Origin of the sequence: Gluconobacter sp. Dm-73, assembly GCF_018256215.1 — a bacterium.
GTDB lineage: Bacteria > Pseudomonadota > Alphaproteobacteria > Acetobacterales > Acetobacteraceae > Gluconobacter > Gluconobacter cadivus.
Genome location: NZ_JAERLW010000005.1, coordinates 158,961 through 172,936 on the forward strand (window position 1 = coordinate 158,961; position 13,976 = coordinate 172,936).

The window sequence follows — 13,976 nt, forward strand, 5'->3', positions numbered from 1 at the left end:
CCATGCTTTCCCATATCGCCCTCGTTTTCTGGCGCGGCATTCTCCAGCGCCGCCTGTTCACGACCCTGAACGTGCTGGGCATGGCGCTCGGCATGGCGACGTTCCTGACGCTTGCGCTGATCGTACGTTACGAATTCACCTTCGATCGCTGGATCCCCGATGCCGGGCACATCTACCGGCTGGATGCCTTCTCCGACGAGGAAGCCTCGGTCTCCAGCATCCGGCTGATCGATGCGCTCCGCGCAGAGCATCCGGACTGGAACGCGACCGCGATCCTGCGCGGCTTCTCCGGAGCAACCGTCCGCATCAATGACAACGCCTGGGACGTTTTCATCGCCCGGACCGATGTCCATCTGTTCGACGTATTCGCGCTCCCGCTGGCGGAAGGCGATCCGCGCACGGCCCTTGTGCCGGACGGCGTGGTGCTGACACGAACGCAGGCGCGGCGCTTCTTTGGGCAGGATCATAATGTTCTGGGGAAGACGCTGGACATCACGCAGAAGGGCCGGACCGAACGGCTCCATGTCACCGGCGTCCTGAAGGACCTGCCGCCGAACACTACGCCACAATTCGATCTTCTCGTCCCAACCTCCGCCTCCGAAATGCAGGCCGGGTCCTCGTGGGAAATGAGCGCGGCCGAGACCTGGGTGCGGGTTTCACCAGCCATTGCGTCCCAACTGCCCGATCTTCTCAGTGGTATCGTACAGCGTCACGCCACCGGACTGTTATCCGACGACGCCAAGGCGTTCAAAATTCGCGCACGGCCCCTCACGACGCTCCATTTTTTCGACGCGACCATTGGCTGGGGCGGAGCGGATGAACGCCTGCCGATCATTCTCGGTGTCGTCGGGCTGCTCGCACTCGGGGCGGGGCTGGTCAATTTCGTCACGCTCTCCACGGCCCTTGCCGCAACCCGCGCGCGGGAAGTCGCAATGCGCAAGGTGCTGGGGGCCACCGTCCTGACACTCGGACTGTCTTTCACGGCGGAGGCCATCGGCCTGGCCCTGATCGCGGCCGTCATCGCGCTCGTCCTGACCGAACTGACACTCCCCTGGATCAGCACATTAAGCGGCTGGCCGGTCGGCCTCGATTTCGGTTTCGCGCTGCCCCTGCTGCTGGCTTCCGCCATCATCGGCGGGGCCTGCGCGGGCGCCTATCCGTCCTGGATGCTCTCACGCTTCCGCCCGGCGGCCGTGCTCGCCTCGGCCCGGATGCCGGGAAGCGGGCGTCTTGGCAGCCGTCTGCGGGAGGGGCTGACCGTCGCTCAATTCGCCTTCGCCGTGACGTTAACGATCTGCACGCTGGTCATCTGGCGCCAGACCCATCTGCTCCAGACGATGGATCGCGGCTTTCACCAGTCCGGCCTCCTGATGGCCTATCTGCCGAACGAACAGGCTGAGCGCCTGCGCCAGCAACGCCTGAGCGATCTCGTCCGTGGCCTGCCCGGCGTCACCGGCGTCACGGTTGCGGACGACGCACCCGGCGGCGGGAGAGCGGGCATAACATTCGATACGACCCGTCCGGGACGTTCAGACCCACCGCCTCTGCTGGCCGTAGTCGCGATGCAGCCCTCCACGCTGCCTGTCTGGGGCGCGCATCTCCTCGCCGGTCGCCTGTTCGACACGAGCCACGATTATGACAGCCGCGCAATGCCGGTCGCACCCTTCGACAGCTTTCTGGCCGGACAGAGCTGGACATTCGGCACCCACAACGTCGTCCTCAACGAGTCCGCCATCCGCGCGCTCGGCTTTACGAACGCCGCCAGTGCCATCGGAGCGCCCATCACACTGCACGGCAAGGACGTCCAGACGGTCATTGGTGTCGTCGCTGACATGCGGTTCAAAAACAGCCGCGCCAGTGTCACGCCCGCACTGTATTACGCCGTGTCCGGCCCGATCGGTTACGGTGTACTCTCCATCCGCTTCGACCACGCTCCCGAAAATGCCGTCCGGACTGCGATCGCCACGGTGTGGAAGCAGGTCTATCCAGAAAGCGCGCTGAATCTGCGCAGTGTCGGCGACATCATCGACAACGACACCCGGCCGGAAAAACAGCGCGGAACGCTGATGATCGTCGCGTCCTTCGTGACGCTGTCGATTTCCTGCATCGGTCTGTACGGCATTGCCGTGTTCAACGTGCGCCGCCGCCTGTTCGAGATCGGCGTCCGCAAGGTGCTGGGCGCAACGGCGGAACAGGTCACACGGCTTCTGGTGCTGCAATTCCTGCGCCCCGTCCTGATCGCAAACCTCATCGCCTGGCCGGTCGCCTGGTGGGTGATGCGGGGCTGGCTGTCCGGGTTTGACCGACGCATCAGCCTCTCCCCGCTCTATTTCGCCCTGACCGCGCTGATCGTGCTGACGCTCGCCACACTCACCACCCTGCTCCAGATCCGCCGCGGCGCCCGAAGCGCCCCCGCCATCGCTCTCAGCTCCCAGTAAGTCCCCCGCTTCTTCCGGACCCGATACGCCCATGACCCACCGTAAAGCCCTCCTTCTCGCCCTGCTGGCCTCGGTCCCTGCTCTTCTGCCCGCTCCGGCGGAAGCCCTGACACTTCAGGAGGCGCTGGCGCTGGCCTATCGCAGCAATCCGACATTGCGGGGGGAACAGGCCAACCAGCGCGCCGTCACCGAGAATTCGGCGCAGGCCCGATCCGGCTGGCGACCGACCGTTCAGGTCAACATGGACGCCTCCTATCAGCAGGGGCCTTACACGAGTGCCTTCGCGCTGGGGTCCTATACGTCCAATTCCGCTGAAGGATATGTTTCGGCGAAACAGACGCTCTATTCGTTCGGACATGTTGCCAATCAGGTGCGCGCGGCGGATGCGCGCTCGCGGGCAGAGCTGCACCAGTTGCGACTGACCGAGGCGCAGGTCTTCACCGGTGTGGTAACGGCCTATATGAACGTGTTGCGAGACCGGAACATTCTCGACGTGCGGCGGGCCGATCTGGATATGCTCACCCGTCAGGTACAGCTCACAACCTCCCGCTACACTCTCGGCGGACAGCCCTCCGAACAGGTGACGCGCACGGATGTCGAACAGGCGGAAACCCGGCGTCGTTCGGCGGAAGTCGCCGTCACGCAGGCTCAAGCCACGCTCGCGGCCTCGGTCGCGCAGTTTCGCGCGGTCATCGGGACGGACCCGGACACCCTGACGATGCCTGAGGGGCTACCCGGCCTGCCCACCACACTGGATCAGGCGCTGAAAACCGCACTGGCGCTCAATCCGCAACTGATCCAGATGCAGGAAACCAAGAAAGCCACCGCCGCCGATATCGACACAGCACGCTCGCAATGGGGCCCTCAGATTCAGGTGCAGGGCACGTTCGGAACGATCGGTCCGGCCTCTCCGTTCCATGGCGACCAGTATGGCGAGCAGGTGACGGGCCTCGTCCAACTCGTGCAGCCGATCTATAATGGCGACCTGTACAACTCCCAGATCCGTCAGGCCCGCAACAAGGACGAACAGGCCCGCGAGAGCGTCGAACTCGCTCGGCGCACCGCGTTGCAGGACGTGGCGACCAACTGGCACGCGGTCGAAAACGGGTTACAGGCCATCCGCGCCGGGACGGCGGAAGTCCGCTCCGGCGAGACCTCCCTCAAGGGTTATCAGATCGAATATGGTTACGGCCTGCGTAGCACGACTGACGTGCTCTATGCCGATCAGAATTTGCGTTCGGCACAGGTGGAACTTGCAGGAAGCCGCCATGACACCATCGTCGCCGAAGCCACCCTCCTCGCCTCAATGGGCCGTCTGCAAGCCGAAGACCTGTTGCCCAACCTTCCGCATTATGACGCCGCCGCGAAGCTCCAGCGCGCACGCACGCGCGGTTGGGAGCCCCTTCAGGCGCCGATCTCCGCCATCGACAAAGCCGGCTGGTAAGGAAAAAACGATGTTCGCAGAGACCTTCCGAGCAACCTGGCGCACTCTTGCCGCCCAGAAACGCTATACGCTTCTCAATCTGGCGGGTCTGGCGCTCGGCATCGCCGTGTTCCTCACGATGGCGCTGATCGTACGGTACGAAACCAGTTATGATTCCAGCGTTCCCAACGTCTCGCATCTCTATGCCGTGGACGAAGCCTTCCGCCCGGCCGGACACGCACCGGCCGACAGCGATTTCATCAGCTTCGTGCCTTTCCCGTTCCTGAAGCAGGATTTTCCCGAAATCAGCAGCGCCATAAGGGTTCTACAAGAAACGCTCGTAGTGCGGGGTGGGACGATCCTCGCGCAGGAAAAGGTGACGATGACGGACCCGGAATTCTTTTCCGTCTTCGCACTGCCCCTGCTCGCCGGAGACCGCACAACCGCACTGGATGGCCCCGGGAAGGTCGTGATTTCAGCCGATATGGCGCGAAAATACTTTGGAACCGAACAGGCGCTGGGCAAGCGGCTGCGCATCGATAATGGCCAGACGGACGCGATCGTGACTGGTATTCTCGCCCCCCAGCCACCGAACCAGACGATGAAATTCGATCTGATCGAAGTTATTCCGACGAACTGGCTCTCCCGCTACGCCTTTACGAACTGGGGGTCACTCTGGGGCACGATCTGGCTCCGTATTGATGACCCGCGCGCCATCCCGCGCATCCGCGCCGGTCTCGCGCACTATCCCTACACCCATCCCGGAAACTGGACGAAGGCTCTACTTGAGGAAATGTTCGGGACCGGCGGACTGAACCTGCTGCCGCTGAAAGATTTTCATTTTCATGCGGCGGCCATCGGGGAAGGCGGCAACAGCCAGGCTCTCATCCGCATTCTGGGTCTGATCGGACTAGCTGGTCTGGCCACAGCCATTATCAACTATGTCAATCTGGCCACGGCACGCTCGGCCTTGCGTGCGCGTGAAGTGGCGGTGCGCAAGGTTCTGGGCGCGACACGTCCGCGCCTGATCGCGCAGTTCATGAGCGAAGCCTATCTGATGGTCATGATCGCTGCCGCTCTGGGTACGGCTCTGACGGAGCTCGCCCTGCGCTGGGTCAATCTCTGGGGCGGCTGGAGCCTGTCGATGGACTGGGGATTTGTCCTGTCGGTTGATGGGCTGGTCGTGCTGGGTGCCGGAACACTGGCAGGCTTCTATCCCGCTCTGGTCATTTCTGGCTTTCGTCCGGCTGCGGTTCTCGCCGCCAGCAAAACCCCCGCGGGCGGGCGGATCGAGAGCGGACTGCGCTCCCTTCTGGTCGTGCTGCAGTTCAGCTTCGCCATGACACTCGCAATCTGCAGTCTCGTCATGAGTCTTCAGGCGCGTCATGTCCGGACACTGGATCGTGGCATGACGCAGGACGGGCTGATCGTCATCCCCGCACTCGATGATTCCTCCCTCCTCAGTCGCCAGCGCGACATCATGGCGCGTCTGGCCCAGGTGCCGGGTGTGCGGATCGCAACGCGGTCAGACATTTATCCCTATAACGCCGTCAACAACGAAGACTGGCTACGCGTTGGCCATCCCGAAAAGCACTCGATGAACTGGGGACGCGCAACCGAAGGGTATTTCGACGCGATCGGCGCGCATCTTCTCGCGGGGCGGTTTTTCGATCCCCATCATGGGCAGGATTATCCCGCCAACCCGTTCACCGCCGGCAACGGCACCAGCGTCATCCTGACGCGCCTCGCCGCCGAACGCTTCGGGTTTGCGTCTCCGCAGACTGCCATCGGAAAAGATATTCAGGAATCAGGCGCGCCTCAGACCTATCATGTCATCGGCGTCATCGACGATATCCGGATCCATTCGGCAAATGCCCCCATGAAACCGCTGCTGTTCACAGGGGCCTCTGGCTCGTTCCCCTATATCGGCGGCCTGATCCGCTATAACGGCGCGTCCGCGCAGATCGAAATGGAGCGCTTGGCAGAAGCCTGGGCCGAAGTCGCACCGGACGTTGCTTTCTCTGCCCGGACAGCGTCAGACATTTTCGCCGAGGACTATCGTGCAGATGAAAGCCACGGCGCACTCTTCGGTATCGGCTCGACGATCGCTATCGCAATTGCCTGTCTGGGCCTTTACGGCCTCTCGGCGTTCAATGTCTCAAGACGACGTCAGGAAATCGGCATCCGCAAGGTCCTCGGTGCAGGAACGCGGGACGTGTTGTGGCTTCTCCTCACACAGTTTCTCCGTCCGGTCGCTTTCGCCAGCCTGATCGCATGGCCCGTCGCCTGGGGCCTCATGCGGCTCTGGCTGTCCACATTCGATGACCGGATCAGTCTGACGCCCCTGCCCTTCCTCGCCGTTACGGCCGCGGCCATCTTCATCGCCGTCCTGACGATCATCACCCAGACCCGGCGCATCGCAACCCTGCCCCCCGCCACTGCCCTGCGCCAAAACGGATAACAGGCCGCACAGACAGCTCCCTCACGAAACCCAACCATGAATTAAATTCATAGAACAATGAAATAAAATCATTTTTGCTCACTGAACCTCTCGGGCATAACAGCATCCAACGCGTCTCAACATAACCGGCCTGAAAACTGCCGATTGGAAGCTGCACACACGTAAAATTCTCTACAGATCCCATCATGATCTGGAGAATTTCTGCCCGAGCAAGGTGAAACAGGAATGTCTGCCGAATTTACGTTCTCTATCAAAAAAACCCGGTTTGACGAAGACTATACGCCTTCGGACGACACACGCCTGACAACCAATTTCGCCAATCTGGCCAGAGGTGAACACCGGCGAGAAAACCTGCAGAGAGTTCTGCAGATGATCGATAACCGCTTCAATTCCCTCGCGCATTGGGACAACCCCAAGGCAGATCGCTATTCCATTGAGCTTGAAATCATTTCCATCGAAATGAACATCAATGCTGATGCAAAGCGTGACGTCTTTCCGCTCATTGAAATTCTCAACACGACCATTGTCGACAAGGTTAAAAACGAGCGGATCCCGGGCCTCTCGGGAAACAGTTTTTCGTCCTATGTTCGCGATTATGATTTCAGCGTCCTGCTTCTGAAACACAATCAGGGCCGTTCAGAGTTTCAGGTTCCCGAGCATTACGGGGATCTGCATGGCAATCTGTTCAAGGCGGCGATCCATTCGGCTGACTACAAAGCCCTGTTTGGCAAGGCACCCGTCATCTGCCTGAGCGTTTCCAGCAACAGAACCTATCACCGAACCGAAAACCATCACCCGGTTCTGGGGACCGAATACGAACAGCGCGAATTTTCCCTGACCGATCAGTATTTCGGGAAAATGGGCATGAAAGTCCGGTATTTCATGCCCGCTTTTGCCACCGCGCCGCTGGCATTCTATTTCATCGGGGACCTTCTGTCAGACTATTCCGATCTGGAACTGATCAGCACGATCAGCACGATGGAATCCTTCCAGAAAATCTACCGGCCGGAAATCTACAATGCCAATTCCCCGGCATCCGACTGCTATCAGCCCACCCTGAAGCATCAGGATTATTCGCTGACCCGCATCGTTTACGATCGTGAGGAGCGCAGCAGGCTGGCCGTTGAACAGGGCGTGTTCACGGAAGAACGCTTCATCAAGCCGTATCAGGACATTCTGGGACAGTGGTCTGCCCAGTTTCCCGCCTGATCCATCAAAGACACCAAGGCCGTAATCATCATGAAAACACTTCTCCCGACCTCGACCGCTGGCAGCCTGCCGAAACCGTCATGGCTCGCGAAGCCGGAAACCCTCTGGTCCCCCTGGAAACTTCAGGGTGACGAGCTGGTCGAAGGCAAGCAGGACGCCCTGCGCCTGACGCTGGATAACCAGAACCGTGCCGGCATTGATATTGTCAGCGACGGCGAACAGACGCGCCAGCATTTCGTCACGACATTCATCGAACATCTGAGCGGCGTCGATTTCGAGAACCGCCAGACGGTCAAGATCCGCAACCGTTACGACGCCAGCGTGCCGTCCGTCGTGGGTGCCGTGTCGCGCGAAAAGCCCGTCTTCGTCGAAGACGCCAAGTTCCTGCGCAAGCTCACGGACAAGCCGATCAAATGGGCCCTCCCCGGCCCCATGACCATGATCGATACGCTGCATGACGCCCATTACAAGAGCCGTGAAAAGCTGGCCTGGGAGTTCGCCCGCATCCTGAACCAGGAAGCCCGTGAACTTGAAGCGGCTGGCGTGGACATCATCCAGTTCGATGAACCTGCCTTCAACGTTTTCTTCGACGAAGTGAATGACTGGGGCATTGCAACGCTGGAAAAGGCCATTGAAGGCCTGAAATGCGAAACCGCCGTCCATATCTGCTACGGCTATGGCATCAAGGCGAATATCGACTGGAAGAACACTCTGGGCTCGGAGTGGAGACAGTACGAGGAGATTTTCCCCAAGCTGCAGCGGTCGAACATCGATCTGATCTCGCTGGAATGCCAGAATTCGCGCGTTCCGATGGATCTCATCGAACTTATCCGCGGCAAGAAGGTGATGGTCGGCGCCATCGACGTAGCCACCAGCACCGTTGAAACACCAGAAGACGTCGCCAACACGCTGCGAAAGGCCCTTCAGTTCGTCGATGCGGACAAGCTGTATCCGTCGACCAACTGCGGAATGACCCCGCTGTCCCGCCAGGTCGCAACGGGAAAGCTAAACGCCCTGAGCGCAGGTGCTGCAATCGTTCGGAAAGAACTTCTGGGCTGACCTGTCTGACGGAGTGGAGGTCGGCATAGCGGCCTCCACTCCACGTCCTGTTTTACGGGATCAGAACGTCCTGATCCCCGGGACTGGCCGCAAATTTTATGAAATTGGTGAGATACTGGACGTCCTCGTCCGTTTCGCGCCGTCCCAGAAAAATCTGCTTTGCAATGCCATGTTTGCCAATCCTGATGGCATGCAGATCAAAGCGTGTGGCGTATTCCTCCACCAGCCATCGGGGAAGAACCGCCACACCCCGGCCATGCGCCACCATGACCAGCATGATATCCGTCGTTTCGATCTGCTTCTGCTGGCGCGGCGCAATCCCGGCGGGCTGTAGAAACTGCGTGTAAATATCCAGTCGTTCCGTCGGCACCGGGTAAGTGATGAGGGTCTCATCCGCCAGTTGCTCAGGTGTGACACATTGAACATCGCGCAATCTGTGGCCGCTTCCGACAACAAGAACGAGTTCATAGTCAAAGACGGGTGTGAACTTCAGTTCCGGCTTGTAGAGCGGATCAGGCGTTACGAGGATATCAATCTCGTTACCCAACAGCGCCCCAATCCCTCCGAACTGGAATTTCTGCCTGACATCCACATCGACTTTCGGCCAGCGTTCCAGATACGGCGAGACGACGTTGAGCAGCCATTGATAACACGGATGGCACTCCATCCCGATCCTCAGCGTACCGCGCTCTCCATTGGCAAACTGCTCCAGACGCTCTTCAGCCAGAGAAAACTGTGGCAGAAGCCGGTTCGCAAGCGAAAGCAGCCACTGCCCCGCCTGCGTCAGAACCAGCGACCGTCCCTCCCGACGCCAGATCTTCACGCCAAGTTGGATTTCGATCTTGCGAACCGCATGGCTCAGAGCAGGCTGGGTCAGGTTCAGTCGCGCCGCAGCAGCCGTCAGCGACCCCTCCCGGGCGACTTCCTGAATGATGGTCAGATGATTACGTTCGAGAATGGCCATACCCTGTCAGTCATATGCACAAAACTCATATGCCGACAGGGAAATGTTCTTCCTGAAGCCCTGCGCCTAGTAGAATTTGAGCGTGTCGGCCTGAAGCCACGCGGTCGTTCCCGGAGCACAGGAAAGACCGATCTCCAGATCGGTGATGTCCCGGCCTGTCCAGCCCCTGTGATGCGGATTGTCCACGCTGGTCAGACTGATGAACGGAACCCGGATCGTCTGCCAGTGCCCAGACAGCGGCAGGGATGCGCTCCAAGACGCTCCGACCGTTCCATTGGCCGTCATGCGCGCATCGCAGGATGATCCCCGCACCTCAACGGAAATCCCATGATAGGCCGAGACATCCACGGGCAGGATCGCGCCCGTCGAAAGCGGCACGGAGACACCCGCATAAGGCGTCTTCTGCTGTGCCATGGTCGCCGTCATGAACAGCACATGCCCTTTGCCCGCCTCGCGCGGCATGACTCCGGAGACCTCGACCGTGCGGTCCGGTCCGCGATCCATCGTGTCGGTCCGCAGCGTATCCAACGAGGACCGCCCATCCGTCCGCTCAAAATCATCCACAAGTTTCGCGGCAGGCACCGGCGCAGGCCATCCGGGCCGCCCGTCGGCAGGCAGAGATTCAAGCCCGTAGAGCGGCTTTCCATCCACCATGGTCATTGCCACATGATGAATGTCGGAAATCGTCTCCCAGGGCCGTCCATCAAAAACCGTGATATCCGCCCGCAGACCCGGTGCGATAACACCGCGGTCCTTGTCCTGTCCGATCAGGACCGCACTGGAATGCGTCGCAGCCGTAAGGGCCTGCGCCGGCGTCAGACCGGCACGGACCAGAAGTTCAAGTTCATGAAGCGTTGAAAGACCATGCGGCGTCGCAGGCATCCCCGCGTCCGTTCCCACACCGATGACGACGCCCGCGCGGAAGAGCTTGCGGACATTGCGCAGTGCATTGTCGAACAGGACGCTGTTCGCAACGACCTTATGGTCGGAAGAATGAACCCATTTGTCCGGATCGAAAACCGAAAGTGTCGGGATTTCACCCATCCCGCTCTCCCGGATAACGCCGACTTCGTCCTCGGTCAGCACCCGGTCCTGAAGACCATGCGCCAGCGAATCAACCTTTGCCCGCGCCGCAATCAGCCCCCGTTCGACGGTCAGGGTATGGGTCATGACCTTGAGACCCTTGACATGGGCCTCCGCCACGGCCGCCGCCAGCGTGGCTTCGTTCATGCTGGTGTTGTCGGGCATGCGGTTATAGCGCCAGCCATCCGAGAAAATCTTGATCAGGTCCGGATGATACGCCACCACCGCGTCAATCGCGGCTTTCGCGCTGTCCGGAGAACTGATCCAGCGTGTCGTGTTCTGGTCCGCCCAGTCCGCACCATGGCCGCCCGGCGTGCTGATCCGGGCCGCAAAATTGACATGCGGCGCATAGAGCTTCGTCAGCCAAGCCCGCAAGGGCGCATAGGCTTCCGGCGCTTCGTTAAAATCGCTGACCGTCGTCACACCCGAACGCAGATAGGCGGCGGCGATGGACGGAAAATCAGTGGGCTCACCCGCCACGGTCCAGTGCGTGTGAAGATCGAAAAGTCCCGGTGTGACAGCCATGCCGTGCACATCAATGACATGCGCATCGGAAGGAATGGCGATGTCCTTTCCAACCTCCGCAATTCTGCCATCACGGATCACAATGGTCTTCCGCGCCGCCGGAGCGCCCGTGCCGTCAAAAACGACACCGCCGACGATGGCGGTCGTCTCCGCCATCGCCGCCGGAACAGCAGCGCACAGAAACGCTGCTCCAAGGCTCGCGGTCATCAGGGTTCGTTTCATCATCTGCGTCTTTCAGTCCTCGGCGTTCAGTCTGGCTCGGAAATGGCCGGTTTCAGATTGGGGCATCTTCCGAAAGCCACCCTCCTTCGCCCCCGCCGATGGGTGTTCCGGGCGGAATATTGGCGGCTGGCCGCGTTGTTTTTAATGCCTCACGCCCCAGACGCGCCTGATCATGCAGCAGGACACTCATTTCCTGACACCAGACCGCTTCATCCCCCTGCCCTTTGAACGCCGCCAAACTCCCGGCCACCTGCCGAATAGCCCCGGAAAGAGCCAGCGCAACATCCGGCGAGGTATGCGGATCGTCGCGCGTCTGGGCCATGCTGAGAATGGTCCGATAGGCAATCCGCCGCTCCAGAGCCGTCTGATGCCGGGACGCGACATCAGCCGTCAGCCTGTTCAGCAGATCGTCAAGGCCGGGCAGCGCAGGATCGCGGGCATGCTGCAGAACCATCCGCTCCAGACGGCCCGGCCCGAGCAGGGAATGCAGCGTGATCTCGGCCGCCGTCTCCGCCGCATTGAGCGGATCAAAAGTGGAAGACCCGGCCATCCGGAAGACTTCGGTATCGTATTGCGGATCAGCATTGCCATTCACACCAGACGACAGCATGAGCGTCAGCGCGGGCGAAACGCTCAACACCTTCGGAGACAGCGTCTCTAGCAGGACATCCATCGCCGCATGCTGCCGCTTCGCATCAACCGAGACCGGCAGCGGACTCTGTCCGTCAACAACGGCATAGCGGTAATCCAGCCCACCGATCAGCTTGCCGACAGCCTCGACGTCATAACGATGCACCAGCCAGAGCGGAACGAATTTGCGACGCAGGTCAGACAGCCGCTCTCCCGGATGCAGGACATGAGGCCCAAAATGCGACAGCGCGATCTCACGCACCTTCAGCATCTGCCGCAGATCGTCCGGCGTATCGCCGCCATCCGTCCACATATTGTTGCCCGCGAGTGCGGAATCGCTGTCCCGGCCGTCGATATCGGTGCCGAAACGCATGCCCTGCGCCTCGATCGCTTTGGCCTTGAGCGCCGCGGCCTTCTCCGGATCCTCGCCAGGCTTCGGCTGACCGTACAACCAGTCGATGGCATAGCGGTCCCAGGAGCCGACACCCTTCGCATAGGCATCGGAAAAATCGAGCTTATCGCCCGTTATCCCAATCCGGGGGCCGGGATAATCCATGACGGAGGCACGGTCCTGCGTGCTGGCATAAAAATTATGCACAAGGCCAAGCGTATGACCCACCTCGTGAACGCCAAGCTGCCGCAGCCGGTCCAGCGAAATCCGGACGGGATCATCGGCACGGCCGGTATTCTCGTCCTCAGTCCCCGCCAGCGCCTCGAAGATGATGATATCCTGCCGGAGCCGAAGCCCTTCCAGCACCACGTTTCCGCGCAGCACTTCGCCCGTCCGCGGATCAATCACACTGATCCCGTAGGAATAACTTCGGGTCTGACGTTCATTCCAGTTGACGATGTTATAGCGGATATCCTGCGGATCGACGCCCGGCGGCAGGATCTTCACCTGGAACGCGTCAATATACCCGGCCGCATCAAATGCCTTGTTCCACCAGGCGACCCCCTCGGCCAGAGCGCTCCGCACAGGCTCGGGCGCGGCATTGTCGATATAATAAACGATCGGCTTCACAACCCGCGAGCGCGCTGCGGACGGATCGGTTTTGACCAGCCGGAAACGGTTGGCATACTCGATCAGAACATTTTGTCCCAACGGTGCCCCGAAATCATAAACCGCCGTCCCATGACTGCCCGAGCGGATATCCAGCTTGCGCGGCACATATCCCGCCCCCGGAAGACGCACGAGCGAATGATGGACAATGAAGCTGATCTGATGCGGATCAGGGGAAAGCTGGCTGACTTCCTTTCCCGGACTGTCGGACGCGAACGTCAGAACGGATTCCGCCTCGATATTGTCGGGAAAAGCCTTGACGCTCGCTGAGTCCACCTGACTGAGGGCGGCAAGCTGATGAAATCCCTTCCCCCCGGCCTCGACCGTATCCGGCAGCTTCATCCCGCCGCCATTCAGCGTGTCGGCAATGGCCATCGTGTCATGGGTATAAAAAGGCGTGAGATCGACCACCGTATGGCCAGCCTGATCCACCGAAACGATATCCAGCATCGCAATCACGCTGAACGGAAAGCTCCGCTTGACCCCTTCCCGAACGTCCGCATCCCCCTGGGACAGGAATTTCGGATTTTCAAAAATCACCGCAACCCGCGAGCCGATCCGGCGAAAAGCCAGAATATGCGTCGGCCCGAGCATCCCGTGATCCAGCCGGATATTGGCCGACCCGATCCCTGTCCGCAGCGCACTGGCATAAAGATAGCGTCCATACAGCCCATCACTGTCCGGCGCGGGAAGCGAAACCAGTATTTTTCCGTTATGGGCATCGACACGAACAGCCAGCAGTGGCGCCTCTTTCGCCTCCTGACCAGACGCCGACACCCCGATCCCCAGACCCGCAGTCGCAATGGTGCTCACAAGAAGCAGAAAACGGAAATTTCGTGACGGGTGGAAAAATTTCAAAGGCAACATGAAGACTTCCTGCTTTCTCCGGGAAAGAGCGAAGA

At 60.4% G+C, this 13,976-nt stretch carries 8 protein-coding genes; 5 read left to right on the top strand and 3 right to left on the bottom strand.

Annotated features, from left to right (window positions below; all coding sequences use genetic code 11):
* Window positions 1–2: 2 nt before the first annotated feature.
* From JK176_RS07055 to JK176_RS07075, 5 genes are all read left to right on the top strand, one after another.
* Window positions 3–2,438, top strand: coding sequence for an ABC transporter permease (locus JK176_RS07055; RefSeq protein ID WP_211587215.1), 2,436 nt, complete (start codon window positions 3–5; stop codon window positions 2,436–2,438).
* Between the two features lie 31 nt (window positions 2,439–2,469).
* Window positions 2,470–3,882, top strand: coding sequence for a TolC family outer membrane protein (locus JK176_RS07060; RefSeq protein WP_211587216.1), 1,413 nt, complete (start codon window positions 2,470–2,472; stop codon window positions 3,880–3,882).
* Between the two features lie 10 nt (window positions 3,883–3,892).
* Complete coding sequence (locus JK176_RS07065; protein WP_211587217.1) at window positions 3,893–6,322, top strand: ABC transporter permease; 2,430 nt, start codon at window positions 3,893–3,895, stop codon at window positions 6,320–6,322.
* A 225-nt stretch (window positions 6,323–6,547) separates the two neighbouring features.
* Entirely contained in the window at window positions 6,548–7,531 is a 984-nt protein-coding gene (locus JK176_RS07070) for a DUF1852 domain-containing protein (protein ID WP_211587218.1), read from the top strand.
* A gap of 30 nt (window positions 7,532–7,561) precedes the next feature.
* A complete protein-coding gene (locus JK176_RS07075) occupies window positions 7,562–8,590 on the top strand; it encodes a methionine synthase (RefSeq protein ID WP_211587219.1) in 1,029 nt (342 codons plus the stop codon).
* Between the two features lie 52 nt (window positions 8,591–8,642).
* Here the strand turns inward: JK176_RS07075 and JK176_RS07080 are convergent, their stop codons facing one another.
* The 3 genes from JK176_RS07080 to JK176_RS07090 form a co-directional block, all read right to left on the bottom strand.
* A complete protein-coding gene (locus tag JK176_RS07080) occupies window positions 8,643–9,554 on the bottom strand; it encodes a LysR family transcriptional regulator (protein WP_211587220.1) in 912 nt (303 codons plus the stop codon).
* A gap of 66 nt (window positions 9,555–9,620) precedes the next feature.
* On the bottom strand, window positions 9,621–11,387 hold the full coding sequence (locus JK176_RS07085; RefSeq protein WP_211587221.1) for an amidohydrolase family protein: 1,767 nt from the start codon (window positions 11,385–11,387) through the stop codon (window positions 9,621–9,623).
* Between the two features lie 49 nt (window positions 11,388–11,436).
* Window positions 11,437–13,941 (bottom strand): zinc-dependent metalloprotease, encoded by a 2,505-nt coding sequence (locus JK176_RS07090; protein WP_211587222.1) that lies wholly within the window; start codon window positions 13,939–13,941, stop codon window positions 11,437–11,439.
* Window positions 13,942–13,976 lie beyond the last annotated feature (35 nt).